General features: G+C 71.5%; 25 protein-coding genes. 13 read left to right on the forward strand and 12 right to left on the reverse strand.

Annotated elements, in window-relative coordinates:
* Window positions 1-35 precede the first annotated feature (35 nt).
* On the reverse strand, window positions 36-740 hold the full coding sequence (locus tag AB0881_RS02390) for a MerR family transcriptional regulator (protein ID WP_366613648.1): 705 nt from the start codon (window positions 738-740) through the stop codon (window positions 36-38).
* An 80-nt stretch (window positions 741-820) separates the two neighbouring features.
* Here AB0881_RS02390 and AB0881_RS02395 point away from each other — a divergent pair, with 80 nt between their 5' ends.
* Window positions 821-1,963 carry an acyl-CoA dehydrogenase family protein gene (locus AB0881_RS02395; protein ID WP_366613649.1) on the forward strand — a complete coding sequence of 381 codons (1,143 nt, stop codon included), beginning with the start codon at window positions 821-823 and terminating at the stop codon, window positions 1,961-1,963.
* 2 nt (window positions 1,964-1,965) lie between these two features.
* Here AB0881_RS02395 and AB0881_RS02400 read toward each other — a convergent pair whose 3' ends face one another.
* From AB0881_RS02400 to AB0881_RS02410, 3 genes are all read right to left on the reverse strand, one after another.
* Window positions 1,966-2,793 (reverse strand): SAM-dependent methyltransferase, encoded by an 828-nt coding sequence (locus AB0881_RS02400; RefSeq protein ID WP_366613650.1) that lies wholly within the window; start codon window positions 2,791-2,793, stop codon window positions 1,966-1,968.
* 59 nt (window positions 2,794-2,852) lie between these two features.
* The gene (locus tag AB0881_RS02405; protein ID WP_366613651.1) at window positions 2,853-3,986 is read right to left on the reverse strand and encodes a DUF5753 domain-containing protein; all 1,134 of its coding nucleotides are present in this window, start codon (window positions 3,984-3,986) and stop codon (window positions 2,853-2,855) included.
* A 296-nt stretch (window positions 3,987-4,282) separates the two neighbouring features.
* Window positions 4,283-5,461 (reverse strand): hypothetical protein, encoded by a 1,179-nt coding sequence (locus tag AB0881_RS02410; RefSeq protein ID WP_366613652.1) that lies wholly within the window; start codon window positions 5,459-5,461, stop codon window positions 4,283-4,285.
* 156 nt (window positions 5,462-5,617) lie between these two features.
* Here AB0881_RS02410 and AB0881_RS02415 point away from each other — a divergent pair, with 156 nt between their 5' ends.
* Together AB0881_RS02415 and AB0881_RS02420 are read left to right on the forward strand one after the other, a co-directional pair.
* Window positions 5,618-6,343: a Crp/Fnr family transcriptional regulator gene (locus AB0881_RS02415; protein WP_366613653.1), complete on the forward strand. Its 726-nt coding sequence runs from the start codon at window positions 5,618-5,620 to the stop codon at window positions 6,341-6,343.
* Window positions 6,344-6,454: 111 nt separating this feature from the next.
* The gene (locus AB0881_RS02420; RefSeq protein WP_366613654.1) at window positions 6,455-7,144 is read left to right on the forward strand and encodes a hypothetical protein; all 690 of its coding nucleotides are present in this window, start codon (window positions 6,455-6,457) and stop codon (window positions 7,142-7,144) included.
* 78 nt (window positions 7,145-7,222) lie between these two features.
* Here the strand turns inward: AB0881_RS02420 and AB0881_RS02425 are convergent, their stop codons facing one another.
* Window positions 7,223-8,755: a GMC oxidoreductase gene (locus AB0881_RS02425; RefSeq protein ID WP_366613655.1), complete on the reverse strand. Its 1,533-nt coding sequence runs from the start codon at window positions 8,753-8,755 to the stop codon at window positions 7,223-7,225.
* 267 nt (window positions 8,756-9,022) lie between these two features.
* On the opposite strand from AB0881_RS02425, the gene AB0881_RS02430 reads away from it, so the two are divergent.
* Both AB0881_RS02430 and AB0881_RS02435 read left to right on the forward strand, forming a co-directional pair.
* Window positions 9,023-10,108, forward strand: a complete 1,086-nt coding sequence (locus AB0881_RS02430; protein ID WP_366613656.1) for a dihydrodipicolinate reductase — start codon at window positions 9,023-9,025, stop codon at window positions 10,106-10,108.
* Entirely contained in the window at window positions 10,105-10,587 is a 483-nt protein-coding gene (locus tag AB0881_RS02435; protein ID WP_366613657.1) for a carboxymuconolactone decarboxylase family protein, read from the forward strand. The genes AB0881_RS02430 and AB0881_RS02435 overlap by 4 nt, the downstream gene beginning before the upstream one ends.
* Before the next feature lie 16 nt (window positions 10,588-10,603).
* On the opposite strand, the gene AB0881_RS02440 is transcribed toward AB0881_RS02435, so the two are convergent.
* Window positions 10,604-11,944, reverse strand: a complete 1,341-nt coding sequence (locus tag AB0881_RS02440; RefSeq protein WP_366613658.1) for an MFS transporter — start codon at window positions 11,942-11,944, stop codon at window positions 10,604-10,606.
* Window positions 11,945-12,196: 252 nt separating this feature from the next.
* Here AB0881_RS02440 and AB0881_RS02445 point away from each other — a divergent pair, with 252 nt between their 5' ends.
* Window positions 12,197-12,820 carry a TetR/AcrR family transcriptional regulator gene (locus AB0881_RS02445; protein WP_366613659.1) on the forward strand — a complete coding sequence of 208 codons (624 nt, stop codon included), beginning with the start codon at window positions 12,197-12,199 and terminating at the stop codon, window positions 12,818-12,820.
* Between the two features lie 17 nt (window positions 12,821-12,837).
* Here the strand turns inward: AB0881_RS02445 and AB0881_RS02450 are convergent, their stop codons facing one another.
* Window positions 12,838-13,470: a uridine kinase gene (locus tag AB0881_RS02450; RefSeq protein WP_366613660.1), complete on the reverse strand. Its 633-nt coding sequence runs from the start codon at window positions 13,468-13,470 to the stop codon at window positions 12,838-12,840.
* A gap of 56 nt (window positions 13,471-13,526) precedes the next feature.
* Between AB0881_RS02450 and AB0881_RS02455 the strand changes: the two genes are divergently transcribed.
* Entirely contained in the window at window positions 13,527-13,910 is a 384-nt protein-coding gene (locus tag AB0881_RS02455) for an MmcQ/YjbR family DNA-binding protein (RefSeq protein ID WP_366613661.1), read from the forward strand.
* On the opposite strand, the gene AB0881_RS02460 is transcribed toward AB0881_RS02455, so the two are convergent.
* A complete protein-coding gene (locus AB0881_RS02460; protein ID WP_366613662.1) occupies window positions 13,897-15,111 on the reverse strand; it encodes a hypothetical protein in 1,215 nt (404 codons plus the stop codon). The genes AB0881_RS02455 and AB0881_RS02460 overlap by 14 nt on opposite strands.
* A 170-nt stretch (window positions 15,112-15,281) precedes the next feature.
* On the opposite strand from AB0881_RS02460, the gene AB0881_RS02465 reads away from it, so the two are divergent.
* Together AB0881_RS02465 and AB0881_RS02470 are read left to right on the forward strand one after the other, a co-directional pair.
* On the forward strand, window positions 15,282-15,641 hold the full coding sequence (locus AB0881_RS02465) for a hypothetical protein (RefSeq protein WP_366613663.1): 360 nt from the start codon (window positions 15,282-15,284) through the stop codon (window positions 15,639-15,641).
* Window positions 15,642-16,019: 378 nt separating this feature from the next.
* Window positions 16,020-16,685, forward strand: a complete 666-nt coding sequence (locus tag AB0881_RS02470) for a hypothetical protein (RefSeq protein WP_366613664.1) — start codon at window positions 16,020-16,022, stop codon at window positions 16,683-16,685.
* A gap of 221 nt (window positions 16,686-16,906) precedes the next feature.
* Here the strand turns inward: AB0881_RS02470 and AB0881_RS02475 are convergent, their stop codons facing one another.
* From AB0881_RS02475 to AB0881_RS02485, 3 genes are all read right to left on the reverse strand, one after another.
* Window positions 16,907-17,287 (reverse strand): hypothetical protein, encoded by a 381-nt coding sequence (locus AB0881_RS02475; RefSeq protein ID WP_366613665.1) that lies wholly within the window; start codon window positions 17,285-17,287, stop codon window positions 16,907-16,909.
* Between the two features lie 78 nt (window positions 17,288-17,365).
* Complete coding sequence (locus AB0881_RS02480) at window positions 17,366-18,268, reverse strand: AfsR/SARP family transcriptional regulator (RefSeq protein WP_366613666.1); 903 nt, start codon at window positions 18,266-18,268, stop codon at window positions 17,366-17,368.
* 111 nt (window positions 18,269-18,379) lie between these two features.
* Complete coding sequence (locus AB0881_RS02485) at window positions 18,380-19,309, reverse strand: hypothetical protein (RefSeq protein WP_366613667.1); 930 nt, start codon at window positions 19,307-19,309, stop codon at window positions 18,380-18,382.
* Window positions 19,310-19,353: 44 nt separating this feature from the next.
* On the opposite strand from AB0881_RS02485, the gene AB0881_RS02490 reads away from it, so the two are divergent.
* Window positions 19,354-20,190 (forward strand): 2,3,4,5-tetrahydropyridine-2,6-dicarboxylate N-succinyltransferase, encoded by an 837-nt coding sequence (locus tag AB0881_RS02490; protein ID WP_366613668.1) that lies wholly within the window; start codon window positions 19,354-19,356, stop codon window positions 20,188-20,190.
* Between the two features lie 195 nt (window positions 20,191-20,385).
* Entirely contained in the window at window positions 20,386-21,714 is a 1,329-nt protein-coding gene (locus AB0881_RS02495; RefSeq protein WP_366613669.1) for an alpha/beta fold hydrolase, read from the forward strand.
* A 3-nt stretch (window positions 21,715-21,717) separates the two neighbouring features.
* On the opposite strand, the gene AB0881_RS02500 is transcribed toward AB0881_RS02495, so the two are convergent.
* Window positions 21,718-22,080, reverse strand: coding sequence for a cupin domain-containing protein (locus AB0881_RS02500; protein ID WP_366613670.1), 363 nt, complete (start codon window positions 22,078-22,080; stop codon window positions 21,718-21,720).
* 172 nt (window positions 22,081-22,252) lie between these two features.
* On the opposite strand from AB0881_RS02500, the gene dapE reads away from it, so the two are divergent.
* The gene (dapE, locus tag AB0881_RS02505; RefSeq protein WP_366613671.1) at window positions 22,253-23,305 is read left to right on the forward strand and encodes a succinyl-diaminopimelate desuccinylase; all 1,053 of its coding nucleotides are present in this window, start codon (window positions 22,253-22,255) and stop codon (window positions 23,303-23,305) included.
* An 85-nt stretch (window positions 23,306-23,390) separates the two neighbouring features.
* The gene (locus AB0881_RS02510; RefSeq protein WP_366613672.1) at window positions 23,391-24,191 is read left to right on the forward strand and encodes a TIGR00730 family Rossman fold protein; all 801 of its coding nucleotides are present in this window, start codon (window positions 23,391-23,393) and stop codon (window positions 24,189-24,191) included.
* The last annotated feature ends 12 nt before the right edge of the window (window positions 24,192-24,203 follow it).

The following is a 24,203-nucleotide window of genomic DNA, read 5'->3' on the forward strand; positions in this document are numbered from 1 at the left end:
GCCTGAGACCGGCTGAGTCGGGCGGCCCGGCGCGCTCAGTCGCCGGGGACGGAGCGGCGGATGGCGCGGTCGACGGCGCGCTGGAACGAGCCGACCAGCGACTGGATCATCAGCGGCTTGAGCTTGGCGGCCAGGTCGAGGAGGCGTTCCCGGTCCTCGGCCGGCCGGCCGCGCTCGCGGTAGGGGCGGACGACCGTCTCCTGGAAGACGGCCTGGAGTTCGGCGGCCAGCTCGGTGGTGTGGCGCTCGACCGCCGCGTGCGCCGCCACCAGGGCGTCCAGGGGCATCGCCGACAGCTCGGCGCCCATCTGCAGGAGCGCCGGGCTGATCACCCGTACCGTGCCGGCCGGGGTGCGCTCGGCGACGCCGAGGGCCTCCAGCTTGGCGAGGGCGGCGTCGTCGAGATGGCGGCCCGCGCGCCGGTCCAGCTCGTGCCGGTCGAGCTCCTCGGTCTCCTCGGGCGCCCAGGGGGAGAGCAGCGCGCGGCGGAGGGCCAGGTCGTCGGGCGGGGCGTCGGCGGGGATCCGCTCCAGCTGCCGCTCGATCGCGGCGAGGGTGAGGCCGAGCGACTGGAGCTCCCGGACGAGTTCGAGGCGGGCCAGGTGGTCCGGCCCGTACAGGCCGGTGCGGCCCTTCAGGCGGGGCGGGGGGAGCAGGCCGCGGCCCGCGTAGAACCGCACGGTACGGACGGTGAAGCCGGCGCGGGCGGCGAGCTCGTCGACCGTCATGTCCTCGCCCATGCCCGCCCCTTCCGCTATGTGACAGTCTCAGTGTTACATTAATCCTGTATCAGCATGCACTTACTCCAAGGAGCCGGCGGATGGCACGCGAGATCTTCACGGCGGAGCACGAGGCGTTCCGGGACATGGTCCGGTCCTTCATCGAGAAGGAGATCGCCCCGCACCACGAGCAGTGGGAGCGGGACGGCGTCGTGTCGCGCGAGGTGTGGCTGGCCGCCGGCCGGCAGGGCCTGCTGGGCATCGACATGCCCGAGGAGTACGGCGGCGGCGGCAACGACGACTACCGCTACTACGTGATCATGAACGAGGAGTTCGCGAAGGCCGGCGTGCACGGCCCCGGCTTCTCCGTGCACAACGACATCAACGGTGCGTACCTCCGCAACCTGTGCAACGACGAGCAGAAGGCCCGCTGGTTCCCCGGCTACTGCTCCGGCGAGCTGATCACCGGCATCGCGATGACCGAGCCCGCCGCCGGGTCCGACCTCCAGGGCATCAAGAGCACCGCGGTCAAGGACGGCGACGAGTACGTCCTGAACGGCTCCAAGACGTTCATCTCCAACGGCATCCTGGCCGACCTGGTGATCGTCGTCGCCAAGACCGATCCGTCGGCCGGTGCCCGCGGCGTCAGCCTGCTGGCCGTCGAGCGCGGCATGGCGGGCTTCGAGCGCGGCCGCAACCTCGACAAGGTCGGCATGCACGCCCAGGACACCGCCGAGCTGTTCTTCGACAACGTCCGGGTGCCCGCGAAGAACCTCCTCGGCGAGGAGGGCATGGGCTTCATCTACCTCATGCAGAACCTCGCCCGCGAGCGGCTGTCCATCGGCGCCACCGCCATGGCGGGCGCGGAGACGGCGTTCGAGCAGACCCTGGAGTACTGCAAGACGCGCGAGGCGTTCGGCCGCCCGATCGGCAAGTTCCAGCACAACCGCTTCACGCTCGCCGAGATGAAGACCGAGCTGACCGTGAGCCGCTCGTTCACCGACGAGTGCATCGTCAAGGAGAGCAAGGGCGAGCTGACCGCCGAAGAGGCGTCGATGCTCAAGTACTGGAACACCGAGCTGCTCAAGCGCGTCGTCGACCGCTGCGTCCAGCTGCACGGCGGCTACGGCTACATGACCGAGTACCCGATCGCCAAGGCGTACCAGGACGCCCGCATCCAGACCATCTTCGGCGGCACCACCGAGATCATGAAGGAGATCATCGGCCGCTCCCTCGGCGTCTGATCTCAGGGTTTGCGCGCGACGCCCCCGTAGGCATGGGCCTTCGGGGGCGGCCCGAGCGGGCTGGGGTCGGGTTTCCACAGGGGCAGCGAGACCACGCCCGGCTCCAGCAGTTCAAGGCCCTCGAAGAACCGGGCGATCTGCTCGGGACCGCGCAGCCGGTACGGGACGGCGCCGGTGTCGTCGTAGCCCTTCTGCGCCTCCAGGAACGCCTCGTCGGTGTCGGTGCCGTCCTCCAGGACCAGGTACCCGCCCGGCGACAGCCCTCCGACCAGCCGGCGGACGATCGACAGGGCCTCCGCGTCGTCGGAGACGTGCCCCATGATGCCCATCAGCATGAGCGCCACGGGCTTCCCGAAGTCGAGATGCGCGCCGGCGAGCCGGAGGATCTCCCTCGGCTCGTGCAGATCCGCCTCCACGTAATGGGTGGCACCCTCGGGACGGCTGGTGAGCAGCGCGCGGGCGTGGACGAGGACGAGCGGGTCGTTGTCGACGTACACGATGTGCGACTCGGGCGCGACCCGTTGCGCGACCTGGTGGGTGTTCTCCTCGGTGGGCAGCCCGGTGCCGATGTCCAGGAACTGCCGTACGCCCTCCTCGGCGGCCAGGTGGCGTACGGCGCGCCCTAGGAACTCGCGCGACACCCGGGCCACCTCCACGATCCCGGGGAAGACCTCCGTATAGCGGTCCCCGGCCTCCTGGTCCACGGGGAAATTGTCCTTGCCGCCCAGCCAGTAGTTCCAGATCCGCGCCGAATGCGGCACACTGGTGTCGATTCCGGCCATCAGGTCCTTTTTCGCGGAGTCCCAGAACTCCGGGTCGTCCTTACTCATGATCGCCTCTCGGAAGGGGGCATGGTGGCGTACGTCCATGAGAACAGACAATTCGCCCACTACCCAGGCCCACCGATCATGTCGCCGGATTGTCGGAGACTCTGCAGGAACTGGAGACTCTCCTTCGGCGGAAGCGCTTCGATCGCCAACCGGTCGAGCACCAGCTGGTAGGCGCTCACATCACCGCTCTCCTCCGGGTAGAGACCGTGATGATGCTGCTCGACGAGCACCACATCGGGAAAACCGCGTTCGGTGAAGCGCAGGAGGGTCACCGGGCCGCCCGTGGCATTGTGCCCATGCGCTTCGCGGGACATCACCTGGATCGTTATGTGGCGGGTGGCCGCGACCTTGATGAGATGGTCCAGTTGGTCGTTCATCGCCGTAGGGCCGCAGATGCCGTCGCGCAGTACGTTTTCGTCGATGATCGCCCAGAGTTGCAGCGCATCCTGCCGCCACAGCGGCTCCTGGCGGCGCATTCGCAGGTTCAGCAGGACGGACAGTTCGGCCGGGGTGGCTAGGGGACGCTCCCGCCGGAGCGCGGCTGCGGCGTATTCCGGGGTCTGGAGCAGTCCCGGGACGGCGTGTGGCGCGTAGACGCGGACGCCTGCGGCCGGGGGCTCCAGCGTGAGGTAGCGTTCCAGCCAATCCGGCACCAGATCTCTGCCGTCATACCACCAGGTGCGCGGGCGTGCCGCTGCGGCCGAATCGAGCAGCCACTGCCGGTCTGTCTCCTCGTCTCCGCCCGGCGGCGCACCGAAGGGGTCGAGCACGCCGGGACCGGTGCCTCCCGGCTCGGCGATGCCGGTGCGATCCGCAGGGTCAGCGGGTCCGGGGACGGCATGCGCCCGCTCGGGCACATTGATCGACTCCAGTCGGCGCCGCAGGGCGTCCAGGCCGCGCAGGGAGTCCGGGAGAAGCGGTGTCCTGGCGCCGTCGGTGGCGATGAGGAGCAGCACGGCCCAGAGCGATTCCACCAGTTCCGGCCTGAGCGCATGCACGCGATCGCGGCGCAGGAGATCGCTGACCGTCGACTTGGGGAGTCGGGCGATCCTGACCCCGTGCGCGGGGGTTCCCTCGAGCTTCGCCGACCGCTTTTCGATCATGCCGAGTGTCGCGCCCGCCGATGCTCGCAGTACCTCGAGATCGCGGACCAGAAGCGCGATCTTGCGCTTCCGTTCATGCGAGGCGGTCATCGCCTGCCTGCATGGGCCGTCCTGTTCTATACATGCCGCCTCACGATACCTATAGACGCGGGCAATGTCGGGCAAATGTCCCAGCTCCGGCGGTAGTTGCGAGTTCTCGGCTGAATTCCATTCTGGAATCCAATTCGATACCTGAGGGTATCTGGTGCGAGGCCGGTGACCTTACTGCTAATCTGTGCGAATCGGGCGGCGTCCGGGCTTGTCCGGGGGTTCCCGGCCCTCTTTTCCAGTGGTGGTCCTCCACGCCACATTTGAGTCTTATGGAACTGGGCATCGCGCCATTGCTCTCACACTGGTGCTCCAGGTGCGCTTTCAGCTACCTGGCCGGGGACGTGGAGCCAGGCGTCCTCGGCGAAGCCCTTGCCGGGCAGCTCGCACCGCACTCTGCGGAACCCCTCGGGGCGCAGCCCCCGGAAGCCGTGCCGGATGACGTCGCGGTAGAGGTCGGTGGAGATGATCACCGCCAGGTCCGCCTCCGGCGCATCGACGAGGGCGCGCTTGACGGGCGGGGCGTCGAGCAGCCGGAAGCAGGAGATGACCGCGTCCCCGCCGAACCCGGCCGGACCGGGCACGACCGGCCCGCGGGTGAGGGCGAGCCGGAGCCTCAGCCTGGCGCTCGGGACGAGTACCCGGTTGTTCGTACGCAGGGCGACGCGCATCCCATACAGCAGGTCCGGGATCACCGTGCTCTCGTCGATACCGCTCGGCGCGATGACCAGGACGCTGTCCCCGGCGGTCTGCTCGATCCGTTCCGGCAGCCGCGCCAGCCGCAGCGCCGCGCGCGTCACCTCCATGAGGGCGTGCTGCGCGTGGATCTGATCAGGAACGGCCCGGGTACTCCACCCCTTGATGTCGGCCGCGACGCACAGCGCGGTCCGCGCGACGCCTTGCGCGCCTTCGCGTACGGCGCCTGGCGCGGGGTCGCCGAGTCGATCGGAGCGGTGAAGCCATGCCTTCGCGCCGCCCGCGTCGACCGGCTGGAAGTCCTCCGGTACGAGGTCGGCATGGAACTCTGGCGCGACGTATCCCTCGTACAACGCGGCCGACAGCACAGTGGTGAACGGCGCGGTGCTGGAGGGGGCGGTGCGGCCCAGCCGCTCGGCCTCCTCCGGGCCGGGGCCGAATGGTCCGAGGAGGCCTTCGGCGGCCGGTCCGATCGCGAACGCCACGGTGATCCGGAGCCGGGCCGCCGGGACCCGGCGCTCGTTGTACCCGGCCAGCAGGAGCCGCCCTCGCCGGGGCGCCTCGGAGAGGATCACGGCGATTTCGGCGCCGGCGGGAAGGGCCGCCGACCAGCCCGAATCGCCGCCGAGCAGGTGCGTCTCGTGCGGTCGCACGCCCGCTTCCGTCAGTGCGGTGCGCATGATCGCCTCCGTCTCCGCGAGGGCCGCGATCCGCCGCCGTACGGTCGGTGCGGGATCGGAGAACCGCCAGAAGCTGTTTAGGCGGTGCACAAGAGATGTCATATTTGGCACGCTATTCCGGGAGAATCCGGGCGGGTGTCGGCGCAGAGCGCCATGTGCCCCGCCCGGGGCACTCACTCTGCGCGGCGGTAAGGCCGCGCGTTCTGATTCTTGTGTTGGCGTGGCCGGGACGGCCCGCCGTAATCCTCAGGAAGCACAGTGATCGACAGCGATGACGCCCGGCGTCTTCTCGACCAGTACCGCACGCGATGGCGGTCCGACGGTTTCCTCTCCGGGATCGGCTTCCTCGACGTGGCGGCCATGCTGACACGCGGCACGCTGCGCCGATGCGGCGAGGACGAGGTGCTGATGAGCCAGGGCGAATCCGGCCGCTCGGTGTTCCTCCTGCTCGACGCGGTCGTCAAGATCTCCACGGAGGAGCCCGGCGCGCCGGGGACCAGGCCGGTGCTGCACGCCTTCCGCTCCAGCGGCGACATCGTCGGCGAGTTCGCCTTCCTCGCCGGCGGGCAGCGGTGCGCGACGGTGCGTACCGCCAAGCGCGACTGTGTCGTGGTGGAGGTGCCGTTCGACGGACTGGAGGAACTGGTCGCGGCGAACCCCGAGCTCTGCCTGCACATCGGCGCGTCCATGGTGGAGAAGATGCGGGACCAGGTCCGGCGCCGGTCGGAGGGGCCGTGCCGCACTCAGCGCAGGCTGCTACGGGCGCTGGTCGAGCTGGTCGAGCGCTACGGCCGGGAGACCGCCGACGGGCGGATCCTGGACGTCGGCATGAAGCAGCAGGAGCTCGGCTCCCTGGTCGGCGCCGGCCGGAACGTGGCCAACAGCACTCTCGCTGAGCTCCGCTCCGAGGGGATCATCGAGACCCAGCGGGCGGCGATCCTGGTGCTCGATATGGGCCGTCTCCGCGCGCGGGCGGAGCTCTGATCGGCTGTGTCGTCTACGGGGCACAGCGCCGGGCCGGATGGTCATGACGGTCCGGAGTCGCGACATGCTTCCGCTATGTCTTATAAGTCTGGGCGAGACGGCCCAGTCAGCATGCTGCACGTCCTGGTGGCATTCGACCGGATGGGCGACCTTCCCGTACATGTCCGCACCGAGCGGGCGCGCTTGCAGCATGAGTTCATGGACCGCGCCCTGAGGGCGACCGGGAATCGGCCGGACGAGGTGGGGCGGTTCTCCGAAGGGGACGACCTGCTCTGCGCGATGCCCGTCGAGACGCCCGTGGACGGGGCCGTTGAGACGCTGCCCGAGTCGCTGGCCAAGCAACTGGACCGCCACAACCGGGTGGCCGGCGAGGCGTTCCGCCTCAAGGCGGTTCTCTCCTTCTCCTGCGGTCCGAGCAGGAACGCTCATGGACGCCTCATCGGACCCGGCCGTGACAACGCCGTCGCGCAGGCGGGCCGGAAGGCCGTTCGGGCGATGTTGCAGAAGGAACCTGCGGGCACCGTCGTCACCGTGCTCGACGCGGTGCTCTTCGAGAACTACGTCAGGCCGGAGTTCGGTGAGAACCTGAACCCTGCGGACTTCGTGGAGATCCCCGGCAGGCCGCCCGTCTGGTGCAGCCCGACGCGCGTTCGGAGAGACGCGGTGCCGTCGTCGATGCCGGCGCGCCCGTGCTCGGCCGACCGGAGACGGTCCCGTCAGATCCTGGCACTGGCCATCGCGCTCCTGCTGGCGGCGGGCGCTCTGTGGCTGGTGCTGGCCGGGGCGCCGGTGGGCACCTGACCGTACGGCGTTCTCTCGCCGGCCCGCGCCGCTGTCCGAGGGGTGTCCGGACGGCGGCACGGGCGGGTTCCTCAGCCGTCAGCGGAGGTCGGTGGCGATGATCCGCTCGATGTTGCGCTCCGCCAGGGCGGTGATCGTGACGAACGGGTTGACGCTGGTGTTGCCCGGGATCAGCGCGCCGTCGATCACGTACAGGCCGGGGTGGCCGTGCAGGCGGCCGTGGTCGTCGGTCGCCTTGCCGAGGACGGCGCCGCCGAGCGGGTGGTACGTGAGGTGGTCGCCCCAGATCTTGTAGGTGCCGAAGAGGTCGGTCCGGTAGATCGTCCCCTCCTTGCTGTTGATCTTGTCGAAGATCGTCTTGGCGGCGTTGATCGAGGGCTGCTTCCAGGCGGTCTGCCAGTTCAGGTCGACCCCGCCGGTGCCGCTGTTGTACGTGAACTGGGCGCGGTTCGGGTTCTTGGTGATTGACAGGTAGAACGAGGCGTACGTCTCGATCCCGGTCGGCAGCGGCGCCACCTCGGCGAACGCGCCGCCCGCGTCCCAGTTGTCGATGCCGCCGGTGGGCATGGACGACTGGAGCGTTCCGGTCGCGTCCCACATGTGGTTGGCGCGGCCGCACATGACGTTGCCGTTGTCGCCCCAGCCCTTGCCGACCTCGCCGTTCAGGTTGGGCAGGGCCCCGGTCGCCTTCAGCTTGACCAGCAGCTTGCTCGTGCCGACGCTGCCGGCCGCGAAGAACACCCGGTCGGCGGTGACCGTCTTGCCGGACGTGCGCTCGCCGCTGGTGTTGATCACGTCGATGGCGACCGTGTAGCCGCCGCCGGCCGCCGGGGTCACCGAGGTGACCTTGTGCTGCGGCGAGATCGTGACCCGGCCGGTCGCCTTGGCCTGCGCGAGGTACGTCTTCTGCAGCGACTTCTTGCCGGCGTTGTTGCCGTACAGGACCTCGGCGTTCAGGGCGGACTTGGGGACCGTTCCAGCCGCCTCCCGCTCCATGTAGTCGAAGTCGTACACGTTGGGGACGAACACGAACGGGAAGCCGGAGCGCTGCGCGTGCTTGCGGCCGACGCGCGCGTACTGGTAGCAGGCGGTGCTGTCGAACCAGGCCGGGTCGATGTGGTTGACGCCGAGGCCCGCGTTGGCGCGCGGGTAGTAGGTGCTGTACATCTCGTTGGCGTCCACCGTGGGGAGGATCGCGCCGAAGCGCTCCCGCAGGGGCGTGACCGCCATGCCGCCGTTCACCAGCGAGCCGCCGCCGACGCCGCGGCCCTGGTAGACGGTGATGCCGCTGAAGTCCTCGGCGTCCAGGATCCCGGTGTAGCGGGGGACGTTCTTGTCGAGCGGGAAGCCGAGGAAGTTGCTGAGCGGCTGCTTGGTCCTGGTGCGGAGCCAGTACGACCGCACGTCCGGGGTGCGGGTGTTGGCGAAGATCTTCCCGTCCTCGCCCGGGGTGTCCCAGGCCATCCCCATCTCGACCATGTGCACGGCCACACCGGCCTGTGCGAGGCGGAGGGCGGCCACCGAGCCGCCGTACCCGGTGCCGATGATCAGTACGGGGACGCGGGCCCCGTCGCCGATCGGGCCGGCGGCGGCACGGGCGGTGCCGCCCATGATCCCCAACCCCAGGATAGAACCCGTTCCAACCATGAACCCGCGGCGCGAGATACCCGCAGATCCCCTACCAGGCACGGCTGAGTCGCCCATGTGACGTCCCTCACTGTTGGCAGATTGAAACGAGTTCTACATGTCTTTCGGTGATCAGTCACTATTTACCGATTGGTAACTTATGTCCGAAAACTCCTGGTCACGGGGCGGCCACCAAAAGCAACCAAGCACTTGCTATGTACGCCGGACCGTGCCCCTGTTAGCGTCCAGCCCATGATCCCGACGATCGTCTGGGGCACCGGCAACGTCGGCCGCCTGGCCGTCCGCGCCGTCGACGCCCACCCGGCGCTGGACCTCACCGGCGTGATCGTTCACAACCCCGAGAAGGTCGGCCGCGACGCCGGCGACCTCGGCGGCCTCGGCCGCGACCTCGGTGTCGCGGCCACCGACGACATCGACGCCGTGCTCGCCGCGCGCCCGCGGGCGGTCGTGTACGCCGCGTCCGGCGACATCCGCCCCGACGACGCCCTCGCCGACATCGTCCGCGCGATCCGGGCCGGCGCGGTCGTGGTCACGCCCGCCCTGTACCCGCTGTACGACCAGCGCAACGCACCGCCCGAGATGCGGGAGCCCGTGCTGGCGGCGATCAAGGAGGGCGGCGGCTCCCTCTTCGTCTCGGGCGTGGACCCGGGCTGGGGCAACGACGTCCTGCCGCTGCTGATCAGCGGCCTCGGCAGCGTGGTGGACGTCGTCCGCTGCCAGGAGATCTTCGACTACTCCACCTACGACCAGCCGGATTCCGTCCGCTACCTGGTCGGCATGGGCCAGCCGATGGACTACGAGCCGCCCATGATCGCGCCGACCGTGCCGACGATGGTCTGGGGCGGCCAGGTCCGCCTCATGGCCCGCGCCCTCGGCGTCGAGCTGGACGAGATCCGCGAGACGCTCGACCGCCGCCCCCTGGAGAAGACCGTCACCACCGCGACCATGGGCGACTTCGAGGAGGGGACCCAGGGCGCCATCCGCTTCGAGGTCCAGGGCATCGTGGCCGGCGAGCCGCTCATCGTCATCGAGCACGTCACCCGCATCCACCCCTCCTGCGCGCCCGACTGGCCCGTGCCCCCGGACGGCGGCGACGGCGCCCACCGCGTCATCATCGAGGGCCGTCCCCGCATCGAGGTCTCCGTCGAGGCGACCGACGAGGGCGGCAACCGCGCCGCCGGCGGCAACGCCACCGCGGTCGGCCGCCTGGTGAGCGCCATCGACTGGCTCCTGGACGCCGGCCCCGGCCTCTACGACGCCCTGGACGTCCCCCTGCGCCCGGCGACGGGCCGCCTCGGAAGGAGCCCGAAGCCGTGAACATCGACGTCCCCGAAGGCAAGGACCCGATCACCTATGTCTGGGGCGAGATGGTCCCCGGCATCGGCCCCGCCGCGTCCCACCTCTCCCTCGCGGTGTACGAGCACACCACCCTCGGCCTGCGCGAGTTCGAGGCCGCCCGGCTCCGGATCGCCCAGATCAACGGCTGCGTCTTCTGCCTCGACTGGCGTACCGAGCGCGACGGCGAGAAGGTCGAGGAGGAGTTCGCCGGCGCCGTCGCCGAGTGGCGCACCACCGACCGCTTCGACGACCGCACCCGCCTGGCCGCCGAGTACGCCGAGCGGTACGCCCTCGACCACCACGGCCTGGACGACGACTTCTGGGCCCGGATGACCGCCCGCTACAGCCAGCGGGAGATCGTCGAACTCTCGATGAGCATCGGCTCTTGGCTCGCCTTCGGCCGCCTCAACCGCGTCCTGGGCCTCGACACGATGTGCATGCTGCCCACCCACCGCTGAGCCGGGCCCGCCGGACTCACCGGAGCTGCGGGGAGCGCGGCGCGACCCGGTCGCCGCCGCGCCGGTACGTGGTGCTGAACACGACGGCCGCGCTCATCAGGCAGCTGGCCGCTCCGACGGCCACCACCGAGGCGACGTTCTGCCCCGTCGCGGCGTACAGCGCCGTGATCAGCAGCGGGCCGACGCCGTTCCCGAGCTGGGACGCGACCTGGTAGCCGACGGACCCGCCCGTGTACCGGTTCTCCGGGGTGAACTGGTCCGCGACGAACGCGGCCAGCGGGCCGTACACCACGCTGTGCACCGTCTTGGACAGCAGCAGGGCCCCGAGCACGGCCCACTGGTCGCCCTGCGAGAACAGGTGGAACATCGGGTAGAGGAGGACGGCGTAGGAGACGTATCCGATGACCATCACCCGGACACGGCCGACCTTGTCCGAGATGTAGCCCATCGCGATCGTGCTGAAGATCTGGAACACCGACGCCACGGACCACATGGTCAGCGCCTGGTGCTTGGGCGTCCCCGCGTCGACCGTGTAGGCGAGCCCGAAGATGTCGATCATGCCGGTGAGGAAGAAGTTCGCGAACGTCCCGAAGACGCAGATCAGCACCGGGCGGGGCCTGCGGAGCACGGCCCGCAGCGGGCGGTGCGTGCTGCCGGCGCCCGCGACGCCGCGTTCGACGGCGTCCTCGAACTCGGGCGACTCCCGCACGCCGGCCCGGACGACCAGCCCCAGCAGCAGTAGCACGATCGACAGCAGGAACGGGATCCGCCAGCCCCAGGACTGGAACTCGTCCTCGGGAAGGGCCGCGAACAGGCCGAGCATGAGCCCCGCGAGCGCCACGCCGGTCGGCGCGCCCGCCTGCGTGAACGACGCGCTGAAGCCGCGGCGTTTCGTGTCCGCGTGCTCGTAGGAGAGTAGGGCCGCACCGCCCCATTCACCGCCGACCGCGATGCCCTGGCACACCCGCAGCAGGATCAGGATGACCGCGCCCCAGTAGCCGATGACGGACGGGGGCGGGATCAGCCCGATCGCGGTGGAGGCCGCCCCCATCAGCACCAGCGACAGGACGAGCATCTTCTTCCGCCCGAGGCGGTCACCGAAGTGCCCGAATATGAGCCCGCCGACCGGCCGGGCGAGATAGCCGGCGGTGAACGTCCCGAGCGACGCGAGCGCGGCCACGCCGTCCGGGAGGTCGCGGAAGAACACCGGCCCGAACACGAGCACGGCCGCCTGCGCGTAGAGCAGGAAGTCGTAGTACTCGATCGTCGCACCCAGGAAGCTCGACACCGCGGCCCGTACGGGCTGGCCCTGCTTCGGCGGCGTCGCGCGCCTCGTCTCGTCCGCCTCATCGGGCATGGTTCCTCCTCGACTCCGGGGTGGGAGCGCCGGTGCCGGCGCCGCCGCCGGTCTCGGCCGCCAGGCGGTGTTGGAACGTTCCGATCACATGGCCGGGTCGCCTGATCACGCCGGGAGGCTAAGCCAGGTTTGAACGCTTGGTCAAGAGAATGCTTGTTCAAACGTGCTCTGTACTGCGGCGGAACGTTTTGACCCTTCGCGGAAGTGCGCGCTAGCGTTGCCCGGACGCTCGCGCGACGGCTGGGAGGCAGCGTGACGCCCAAGGACACCGACCGCCGTTCGGAGATCCTGGACGCGGCGGCCGAGCTGTTCGCCCATAAAGGGGTCGCCTCCACGACGGTCCGCGAGATAGGGGAAAGCGTCGGGATCTACGCCGGCGCCATTTACCACTACTTCCCGTCCAAGGACGCGATCGTCCGAGAACTGATCACGGGATATCTGGAGACGCTGAACGCCGAATACGCGGCGAAGGCCCCGCGACGGCTCGCGCCCCGCGCCCGGCTGCGCGCCGTCGTCGAGGTGTCACTGCGAACGGCCGACGAGAAACCGCACGCCACGCAGGTGTATCAGGACCAGCTGCGGAACGTGCGGGACCTCCCGGAATACCGGCGGGCGAAGGCCCTGGCCGACGAGGTCCAGCGCATCTGGCTGGAGACCATCGAGGACGGCAAGGCGGCGGGCGTGTTCCGCGCCGACATCTCCTCGAAGGTCTTCCACCGCTTTCTCCGGGACGCGATATGGCTGTCCATCAAGTGGCGCCATTCCGGAGACCCCTACACGACCGAGGAACTCGTCCAGGACTGCATTGCGATATTCCTGGACGGCTTCGCCGTCCGCCGCGCCCGCCGGACCCGGCCGCCCGCGCCCCCGCGCTGACCCCCGCCCCCGGGCGGTCAGCCGGCGTCCTCGATCAGGGCCGGATGCCGGGGATCGTCCATCTTGACCACGACGTCCGCCGCCTCCCGCGGGCCGGCCTCCCGCTCGTACCGCTCGTACGCGGGCAGCGTCCACGCCCGCGGGCCGGGCGTCCGGCGGGCGAGGGCCGCCGCCGACAGGCTCAGGTGAACGGCCATGTCGAACGGGAGCCACCGGCCGAGCAGCAGCGGCCCGTCCATGAGCAGGACCGCGCCGGGCGGCACGTCCACGTAGCGCGCCCGCGTGGCCCTGTCCCGGTCCGCGTCCCACAGGCTGGGGAGCACCTTGCCCGAACCGCCCGGATCCAGCGGCGCGAGGACCTCCCGGAGGACGCCGCCCGCGTCGAGCCAGTCGTCGTAGAAGGCGTCCGGGCTCTCCCGCCCGAACTCGTAGCGGAGCGAGGCCGGCCGCAGGAAGTCCCGGGCCGACACCCGCACGACGGCGCGCCCGCGCGCCCGCAACGGCCCCACCAGCGCGTCCGCCAGCTCCCCGGGCGCCGCGGCCTCCGCGCCGTCCACGGCCACCCGCAGCCACTCGCCGGGCGAGCGCCCGGCCAGCGACTCGCTCAGCTCCTCGACGAGCGCACCGGGTGAGATGGGCCGTACGCGCATCCCGCCATCCTGCCCGACCCGCCGGACTGTCGGAGGCGGGTGGTAGACCGTCCACCATGGGCGTCGAGGAGTTCCTGGAGGTCGTGCGCGGGCTGCCGGAGGTCGAGCAGCGCGAGGGCTGGTCGGAGGAGATGAGCGGCTTCCGCGTGCGCGGGAAGGGGTTCTGCTACCTCGACGAGGCCGAGGCGACGATCATGCTCAAGGCCACCCGCGAGGAGCAGGCCGCGCTGGTGGCCGAGAACCCGGAGGTCTTCGCCGTGTCGTGGACGTCCGGGCGGTTCGGCTGGGTGACGGTCCGGCTGGACGCGGTGGACCCCGGCGAGCTGGCCGAGCTGGTCACCGACGCCTGGCGCCTGTCCGCCCCCAAACGCCTCGCCGCCGCCCACCTCGCCGCCCCGGGCCCCGCGGACGGGCCTGGCCCGCCGTTCAGTCCTTCCTGAGGACCAGCGGGGCCTTGCCGTCCTGCTGCCCGACGGCCCACACGGTGGCCGTGCCGGGTACGCGCGCGAGCCCCTGCACCTGGCCCTTCACGCCCGTGCCGGCCCGCTCCAGCCGCCAGGAGCCGTCCGTGAAGCGCAGGACGTGCGGCTCACCGAGCGCCGCGTCCGGGGCGGGGACGGCCCAGAGCCCGCCCGCGCCGTCGTCGGCGAGGCCGTCCGGACGGTAGTGGTACTCGTCGACGCTCGCGCTGTAGACGTGGTGGAGGCCGCCGCCGAACCGGGCGCCGCCCGGAAGGACGTCCTCCCGCCACGTGGACCCGTTCCAGTGGTACGACGCGTCCTTGCGCGCGCCGTTCTCGATCACGTAGCCGGTGATCCAGACGTCGTCGGCGGCGAGCGGGAGGACGGCGACGAGGCGCCCGCCCTTGCCCCGCACCTGCGGCGGCGTCACGGTGTGCCACGTCGTGCCGTCGAAGCGGGCCGCGAAGCCGCGTTCCGGCGCGCCGCCGCCCTCCGGCACGCGGCCGACGGCCCACACGTCGTCAGCGGCGCGCTGCCTGATCCCCTGGATCACGGCGCCGGGCGCGTGCGGCGTCCACGCGCCGTCCGCCCACCGGTAGACGGACGCCCCGCCCGCCGCCGGCGTGCCCGCGATCCAGGCTCCGGCCGCGTCGCCGTCGAGCGACTCCACGGCGCGCAGGCCGGACGGCGCCGCGACCTCCTCCCAGCCCTGCGCGCCGGACCGGGCGACGTAGGGGGTGCCGAGGCCCTTGCCGTCCGCGGCGTCGCGGCTCCCGGCGGCCCACGCGTCCGCCGCCGACACCGCGTCCACGAACTTGATCTGCCCCTTCCCGGACAGCTCCGGGGTGCTGATCCAGGACCAGCCGCCGCCGTTCCAGCGCTGCAGGACGGGGTTCTGGTGGATGGTCGGGACGCACGGGCCGCCGATCTCGCCGCAGAACATCCCGGTCCGGCGGCTGTACCACTGGTAGCCGCCGATGGTCACGGCGTCCGGGGCGGCCGCCGACACCCCGTACAGGCCGCTCGTGCCCAGGGTGAACGGGCTCGGCTGGACGGTCCACGCGGCGTCGGCGCGCGCGGCGGGGACGGGCCCGGCGGCGACGGCCAGGGCGGCGGCGGACAGCACGGCGAGGGCGGCCGGCGCGGCGCGGCGCAGCGGCGGAACATCGATGATCTTCACGTCACGCACTATCCGCCGGAGCGTTCGCGAACTCTTGTGCGGCGCATGACAACGTCACCGCCGGGACCAGCCGCCAGACCGCCTACAACGAGTTCGGCTCCAAGGTCGGCCTGGGCCGGGCCCTCATCGAACGCGAGGTCGACGCCCTGGTCGGCGGCGTCCAGGAGCGCATGGACCGCCACCTCGGCGACCTGCCCGCGGCGGTCGAGGCCGCCGTCCTCTTCGTCCTCACCGAGGCCGCCCGCCGGACCCTCCTGAGAACCGTCCTCGGCGCCGGCCGCTACCCGGACGACCGGCTCGTCCCCCTGGCCGTCCGGGAGGGCGTCCCGCTGCTCACCGAAGTGATCGCCGGCTTCCGCGCCTACGCCGCCGCGACCTGGCCCTCCGTCCCGCCCGCCGTCAGCGCTCTACTGGTCGAGACCCTGATGCGAGTGACGGTCAGCCACGCGGTGGCGCCCCTGCGCACCCCCGCCGAAGCGGCCCGCGAACTCGGCGAGCTGGCCCGCCTGGCCGTCCGCGGAGCCCCCTAAGATCACCGGGCATGCCCCTCAGCGATGACCAGGTTCGCGAACTCGTTCGCCGCTTCGCCGCGCTCGACATGACCGGATGGGACGACGCCGCGTTCGACCGCGCACTCGCCGACCTCGGCTGGCGGCCTTCGCAGGCCTCCGAGGAGGAACGGCGACGGAGCCGCGAATACCCCCGCCGGTGGAACTACGAGGACTACCGCCAGGGATGTCACGGGGAGTCCCACGAGCAGTACGACACCGGCCTCGGCACCGGTCTCGGGGAGGTGGCCCGGCACGGCTCCGAAGTCGGCTCCGAGATCTCCGTACCGGCGGGGGGAGGGGGAGGATCTCTTCCTCCGGCTGCGCGCGGCCCTCGAGGAGACCCTCGGCCCGCCGTCGATGATGCGCGGTCCCGGGCCGCTGCTGCGCTGGCGCCGGCCGGTGCAGTTGCTGGAGCTCGAACACGTCGGCGGCCACACGTCCCTGAGGGTCAGTCCCACCGATGCCGTCGACCGGCACGAGCACCTGTGGTCGGAGTGGGCCGAGCCGGAATACCGGCTGGAGCTGTTCGGCCACTGGCAGGTGCTCGGCCGCGGGTGGGGCTGGGCCCCGGGCGACCACCTGGCCGACGACTGGCCCGAATTCGAGCGGCAGCTGGCGGCCACACTGCTATCGGTCGTCCAGGACTTCGCCCTCCTGGACGTCCCCGACCGCTTCACCGTGGTCGTGTGCACCCCGGAGGACTTCCGGTTCGTGCAGTGGACCACCTTCGAGGACTGGACGCTGCATCTCCAGGCGCGCATCCCCGAGAACCCCGCCCCCGGCTGGTCGGAGACCATGGCCGAACTGGGCTGGCGGCCGCCGGACCACCACGACCTCGACGGGCTCCTGGTCCGCGACTTCCCGGCGCTCGGCTGGGAGGAGGCCGGGACCGCGGCCCGCATGCTCGTCGGAGCGCTGCAGTCCTACGACGTCGCCTTCGAAGACCTCTGGCACGAGGTGATCTCCCCCGACGTCGACCTCGTCGCGCTCGGCCTGCCCACCAGGCACGGAGGCCGCCTCTGACAGCGGACCACCGTTCCCCACTCCGAGCCCCGCCGGGAGCTTCCCGGGAGGGCCGCCCGGCCGTGGAAGCTGGACGTCCGAGATGGATGGTGGGCGGTCGGTGGTCGATATTGGTAGGCCCCGGCCCGGCCGGGGTGGCGGCGTTCGGGCGGGCCGGGGCCGGTCAGGGGAGCGGGCGGCGCGGATTTCCGTGGAAGGTCTTACGGGTGTCAGGCGAACCCTCAGCGGGACGGAACGGTGGGGATGATCCCGCAGGGGCGGGTCTCGCCGGCTTGGATACGCAGGCCCGGGTCCTGGCGGAATGCCTCCGGGATGGTGCCGCGTCCCGCGCACAGCACCATGGACGAGGTCCGGTTGAGCAGGACGACCTGGCAGCCCGGCCGCGGCTCGTTGGTGAAGCTCGTGAAGACGCCGTTCAGCCGGGACTGCGCCGGGTTGTCGCAGGTGGTGTAGCCGACCGTCGCCCCGCCCGAAGTCCCGTACAGCGTCACCCGGCCCATTGCGCCGGGGGCGGCACCGGCCTGGGCCGCCGTCGCCGTGCTCACGCCGGTCGCCGTGGCCATGAAGACCAGACCGGCGAGCAGCACCTTTCTCCCGCGCATATCGGACGCTCCCTTCTGACGCCTTGCAGGTGGTACGAGCCAAGCACCCCGCGCTTTCAGATCTCTGTCGGATCGGCTTCAGCCGACCGCCGTGGATCCGCCAGCCGCGGGCTCTTCGTGGGCCCAGACCACGCAGACGCCCGAGAAGCGGTGCCCGGCGGGCCCGTCGGCGACGTGGCCCGCGAAGGCGACCACCCTTCGCGGGGTCCGTGCGGGTGCCGGGGGAGGCCGGTGATCCCGGAGCGGCTCATCCCGGAGGAGGCGGGCGTGGATGCGGCGGAGTTCCGCCGAGGGCTCGGTGCCCAGTTCGTCGGCGAGGTGGCGCCTCAGGCGTTCGTAGTGGGCCAGCGCCTCGGCCTGCCGCCCGGAACGGCCGAGCGCGATGAGCAGGCGTCCCCACAGTGGTTCGCGGAGCGGATGATGCTCGGCGAGTCCCAGCAGCTCGGGTAACAGTTCGCCGTGGCGGCCCCCGGCCAGGTCCAGGTCGGTCCGCCGTTCGACGGCGCCGAGGTACAGCTCCAGCAGGTGGGCCGAGTCGGACGAGCGCAGGCGGTCCGAGTCGATCCCCTCGAAGGGCGGGCCGCGCCAGAGGGCCAGGGCCTCCTCCAGCAGGGTCCGCTCCGCGCGGGGGTCCGGCGCGCGGCCCGCCTCGGCGAGCAGCCGGCGGAACCGCAGTACGTCGATCCGGTCGGGGTCGGTCTCCAGCCGGTAGCCGCCGGGCGTGGTGCGGACCGCGTCCGGGCCGAGGGCGCGGCGCAGCCGGGCGACGTGGGTCTGCAGGCTGCGCCGCGCGTTGACCGGTGCCCGTTCTCCCCAGAGGGCCGGGACCAGGCGCTCCACGGGAACGGTGGCACCGGCGTCCGCCGCCAGCACGGCCAGCAGCGTCCGCAGGCGGCCGGCGGTCAGCCGGACGGGGGTCTCGCCGCGCCGTACGACCAGCGGCCCGAGGAGCTTCACGGTGATCGCTCTGTTCTCATTCACCCGAGCACCGTCTCCGGGCCGTGCGGCATCGCACATCCGTTCGGCGGCGGCAGGGCGGGTACGCCACCGGACGTAGCCGGGCCGCCGCGGATGACGCGGGGGGAGTAGCGGTCAGCGGATGAAGACGCGGTCCTTCGGGGCGTTCCTGTCGGGGGTCCAGCCGTCGTGGCCGGCGGCGGCCAGCCAGCGCTTGCCGTCGTGGCGGACCTCGGTGAGGCCGTACGACTGGGCGTGGGTCATCGCCCAGTGGGCGACGGCCCAGCCCGAACGGGCGGTGGTGACCTTCACGGCGTCGTGGCCGGGGGAGGAACCCGGGGTGCCGGGAGTGACGGCCTGGTTTTCGGTTCGGGTGAGGGAGGCTTCCGGCGTGTCCACTTGGAGCCTTCCACCGAACGCGCGGCGCATCTCGCGGATGGCCTCGGCGCGGCGCGGGGCGGTCTTCTTGTCGGGGGAGAACCAGCAGCGGACGGAGGCCGGCTCGCGGCCGGTGAAGGCGCGGGCCAGGATCTTGCCCTCGGGCTCGTGCTGGGCGTAGGCGTCGCCGTCGGCGCTGCGCTGGACGATCTGCGCGGCGTCGTGCAGGTCGCGGTCCAGGTAGTCCTTCACCTTGACCAGGGCGTCGAAGAACTTGCTGGTGGCCTGGACGGGGTCGCGCAGCTTCTCGGGGCTGCCCCAGCCCTGGGAGGGGCGCTGCTGGAACATCCCGACCGAGTCGCGGTCGCCGCCGGGCAGGTTGCGGATGTGCGACTCCTGGATCGCGGTCGCGTACGCGATCACCGAGGCGCGTTCGGGAAGGCGTTTGCGGAACGCCACGGCCGCGATGGTGGCGGCGTTGGCGGCCTGCTCCAGGTCCAGCGGCATCTTGCCGCCCGCGGTCCGTACCTCGCAGTTGGATCCGTGCAGGTAGGGACGGGCGCGGTGGAACGCGACGTACCCGCCGGCGCCCAGCGCGATGACGATCACCAGCGCCACGCCGGTCCAGCGCCACGGGTGGCGGCGCCCCGACCCGGCGCGTGCCTTCAACTTCGCCCATGCAGCCACGCGAAGACCGTACCGGGAGATGGCCCCCGCTAAGCTCAGGGTCCATGACCGAAACGTTCACCAGCCCGATCTCCGGCACCATCGACGAGCTGTGGGAGCGGCGCGCCGACCTGACGCCGGACGACACCGACGCCCGCGCGGCCATCGTCGCGGCCGTCGACCAGATCGACTCCGGCGAGGCCAGGGTCGCGCGGATCGACCCGGCCACCGACCAGGTCGTGGTGGACGAGCGGGCCAAGCGGGCCATCCTGATGAGCTTCAAGGTGCTCGGCATGGCGCGCTCGCAGGTCGGCGACTTCCAGTACCACGACCGCATCCCGCTCAAGACCCGGCTGGACGGCGTCCGCGTGGTCCCGGGCGCGATCGCCCGCTGGGGCGCGCACCTGGCGCCCGGCGTCGTGCTGATGCCCTCGTTCACCAACATCGGCGCCTACGTCGACTCCGGCACGATGGTCGACACGTGGGCGACCGTGGGGTCGTGCGCGCAGATCGGCAAGAACGTCCACCTGTCCGGCGGCGTCGGCATCGGCGGCGTGCTGGAGCCGCCGAACGCGGTGCCGGTGGTCATCGAGGACGAGGCCATGATCGGCAGCCGCTCCATGATCGTCGAGGGGGCCCGGGTCGGTAAGGGCGCCGTGGTGGGCTCCGGGACGAACCTGTCCGCCTCGATGCCGGTGATCGACGTGGAGACCGGCGAGGAGATCAGCCGCGGCCGCATCCCGGACTGGTGCGTCGCCGTCGGCGGTACGCGCTACAAGGAGTTCAAGGGCGGCACGTTCGGCCTCCCCGCCGTGCTGATCCTCAAGCGCCTCGAAGAGGGGCAGCGGCACGACAAGGCGGAGCTGAACGACATCCTCCGCGACCACGGCATCAACACCTGACCCGTACGAGCGAGGGGCCCGCGGCGCACGGCGCCGCGGGCCCTTCCGCGTGTACGGGGTGTGCACTGCGGGCGCCGGCGGTTGTGGACGCTCCCAGACGTGCGGGAGATCGCGTCCGCGGTCTTGACCGCGGCGCCGGGCGATCGGACGCTGTGATCGGGTTCTCGGGGGCCGGCGGCGGAGAGAGGCCACGCGATGTTCCGACGGTTCGCCACCCTGGTGTCCGCGTTCCTCCTGGTGTGCACGGTGGTGTCACCCGTCTCGGCCGCGCCGCCGGGCCCGGCCCAGGGCCGGGTACGGCCGGTGATCTTCGTGCACGGGTTCAGCGGGTCCGGCCAGCAGTTCGAGACGCAGGCGCGGCGGCTGGCGAGCAACGGCTTCCCGGCCGGGCTGATCGAGGCCCACGAGTACGACTCGCTGTTCGCGGAGAACACCCGCGACGAGGTCTTCGCGTCCCTGGACCAGCGCATCGCCCGGCTTCGCGCCAAGGCCCGTACGGACAAGGTGGACCTCCTCGCGCACTCCCTGGGGACCGCTCTCATGCAGGCGTACCTGCGCAGTTCCCCCGAACGTGCCGCGAGTGTGGCGCACTACGTCAACCTGGACGGCGCCCCCTCGCCCGACCAGCCCGGCGGAGTGCCCACGCTGGCGGTGTGGGGCGAGGGCTCCACCGAACGCGCGGTCGGCGGCGCCGACAACGTCTACCTGTCCGACCAGTCCCACACGCAGGTGGTGTCGTCGGCTGAGACGTTCGCGCGCTTCTATGCGTTCTTCAACGGCGGGCGGGCGCCGCGCACGACTGCGATCGTCCCGCAGAGGCACGCGTGGCTGTCCGGCCGCGCCGTGCTGTTCCCAGCGAACACCGGCGCCGCGGGCGCCCGCCTGGAGATCTACCGGGTGGACCCGCGCACGGGCGACCGCCTGACCCGGCGGCCCGACGCGGCGTACAGCCTGACCGGTGACGGGTCGTGGGGGCCGTTCAGGGGCGACGGCGGGGCGCACTACGAGTTCACGGTGGTGTGGAACGAGACGTCCGTCCACCACACGTACTTCCAGCCGTTCCTCCGGACCGACAACCTCGTCCGGGTGCTGGCGAGCCGTCCGGGGGAGGGGCTGGCGGCCCGGATGGAGGTCGGCGACGGCCACTCCGCGATGACGATCAGCCGCCAGAAGGAGTGGTGGGGCGACCAGGGCGCGGCGGGCGACTCGCTGAGCGTCGACGGCCGCGAGGTGCTGAACGCCGCCAACGCCCCGCGGACCAAGCGCGCGATCGGCATCTTCGCCTACGACGCCGGCAAGGACGGCGCCACCGATCTGACCGCCCCGATCCCGGTCTTCTTCGCGCAGCCGTTCATCACCGGCATGGACCTGTTCATCCCCGCCGCCCCGGACCGCACGATCCGGGTGGTGTCCCGTCCCCGGGGCGGCGGGGGCCGCACCGACACGCTCAACGTCCCCGCCTGGCCGTCGAGCGTCCACCGGATCTCCGTCCAGCTGAACGACCATGTGCCGGAGCGGCGCTGATCGTCACGAGCGCTTGGCGTACTCGGCGATCTCCCCGAAGTCGAGCAGGACGCAGGCCTCGTCGCCGACGACCTCGGCGTCGTGGCCGGGCGGGATCGCGACGACGTCGCCGGCCGCGACCTCCTGCTCCGTGCCGTCGGACATCCGCACCCGCATCCGCCCGGAGAGGCAGTAGCCCAGATGCGACACCTCGCACAGGTCGGTCCCGGCGATCGGCCGGACGTTGTCCGACCAGCGCCAGCCCGGCTCGAAGGTGCCGCACGCGACCGGGCGGCCGGCCATCATCACCACGTCGGCCTGCCCGTTGCCCTCGAACTTCCGGGTCTCGTCCGGCTGCCGGAAAGTCTTGATCTCGATCGTGGCCATCTTTGCCTCCTATTTGCTGAGAGTTGCCAGAGGTGACGTTGCGTCACCTGCCGTGGCCTCGACCGTAACCCCGATCGGCCCGTCCGGATCGCATACTTTTGGCAATGCCTGTCCGGGTTCGCGGGCCCGCCGCGGTCGTGCCGCCGCGGCCGGGTGCGTACGCTTGCTGACCATGCTCGACTTGTACACGGACGTGGTGGAACTGACGGCGGCGATCGTCGACGTCGAGTCGGTGAGCGGGAACGAGAAGGCGCTCGCCGACCTGGTCGAGGAGGCGCTCGCGCCGCTGCCGCACCTGGACGTGGTGCGCGACGGCGACACCGTGGTGGCGCGGACGGAGCTGGGCCGGGACGAGCGCGTCGTCCTCGCCGGGCACCTCGACACCGTCCCGCTGAACGGCAACCTGCCGTCCCGCGTGGCGGGCGGCCGGCTCTACGGGTGCGGGACGACCGACATGAAGAGCGGCGTCGCGGTCGCGCTGAAGCTGGCCGCCGCGCTCACCGCGCCGAGCCGCGACATCACGTACGTGTTCTACGAGTGCGAGGAGGTCGAGGCCGAGCGGAACGGGCTCAGGCGGCTCGTCCGGACCCGGCCCGAGCTGCTCGCCGGCGACTTCGCGGTGCTCATGGAGCCGACCGGCGCGCTGATCGAGGGCGGCTGCCAGGGCACGCTCCGCGCCGAGGTCACCGCGCGCGGCGAGCGGGCCCACAGCGCCCGCGCCTGGATGGGCTCGAACGCGATCCATTCGGCGGGCGCGATCCTGGACGTCCTGCGCGCGTACGAGCCCACCCGCCCCGTCGTGGACGGCCTGGAGTACCACGAGGGCCTGAACGCCGTGTTCGTCCGCGGCGGCGTGGCCGGGAACGTGATCCCGGACGAGTGCGTGGTCACCGTCAACTACCGCTTCGCCCCGGACAAGTCGCTCGCCGAGGCCGAGGCGTACATCCGGGGAACGTTCGCCGGCCTCGACGTGAAGATCGTCGACGCGGCGGCCGCCGCCCGGCCCGGCCTCGACCACCCGGCCGCCGCCGCGTTCGTGGCCGCGACCGGTGCCGAGGTCCGCGCCAAGCTCGGCTGGACGGACGTCGCCCGCTTCTCCGAACTGGGCGTACCGGCCGTCAACTACGGCCCCGGCGAGCCCACCCTCGCCCACACGAAGGACGAGTACGTCGAGACGTCCCTGATCGCCGACTGCGAGCGGCGCATGCTCGCCTGGCTCGGCTGAGGGCGCCCGCGCCCCGGGTGAACGGCCGGTTCCGGGTCGGAAATGCGGGGGGCGGTGACCTGGGGGGTTGGCTACGGTGAACGGCATGACATCCGAATCGAGTCCACGCGCCCGGCGGCAGGGGCCCGCGATGCTGCGGGGCAAGGCCGTTCCCCCGACGACCACCGACCAGCGGCTGCTCGACAGCCGGGGGCCGTCCGACTGGCTGCACGCCGACCCGTGGCGGGTGCTGCGGATCCAGGCGGAGTTCGTGGAGGGCTTCGGGCTGCTGGCGGAGCTGCCGAGGGCGGTCAGCGTGTTCGGCAGCGCCCGGACCAAGCCCGGGTCGGAGGAGTACGAGCTGGGCATGGAGATCGGCGCCCGGCTGCACGAGGCCGGATACGCGGTGATCACCGGCGGCGGGCCGGGGATCATGGAGGCGGCCAACAAGGGCTGCGACGACGCCGGCGGGCTGTCGGTCGGGCTGGGCATCGAGCTGCCGTTCGAGCAGAAGCTGAACGACCATCTCGACATCGGGATGGAGTTCCGCTACTTCTTCGTCCGCAAGACGATGTTCGTGAAGTACTCGCAGGCGTTCGTCGTGCTGCCGGGTGGGTTCGGGACGCTGGACGAGCTGTTCGAGGCGATCACGCTCGTCCAGACCGGGAAGATCACCCGGTTCCCGATCGTGCTGATGGGCACCGACTTCTGGGGCCCCCTGCTGGACTGGATCACCGGGACGCTGCTGCCCAAGGGGACGATCTCGCCGGAGGACCCGGACCTGTTCCACCTGACCGACGACCCGGAGGAGGCCGTCCGGTACATCGTCGAGGGGCACAGCCGGGCCGAGCAGGAGATCATCGAGCGGCGCGCGCGGGCGGCCACCGCCGAGGAGGTCGAGGACTGACCTCCCCGGCGG

It is taken from the genome of Spirillospora sp. NPDC029432, from assembly GCF_040703975.1.
Taxonomy (GTDB): Bacteria; Actinomycetota; Actinomycetes; order Streptosporangiales; family Streptosporangiaceae; genus Spirillospora.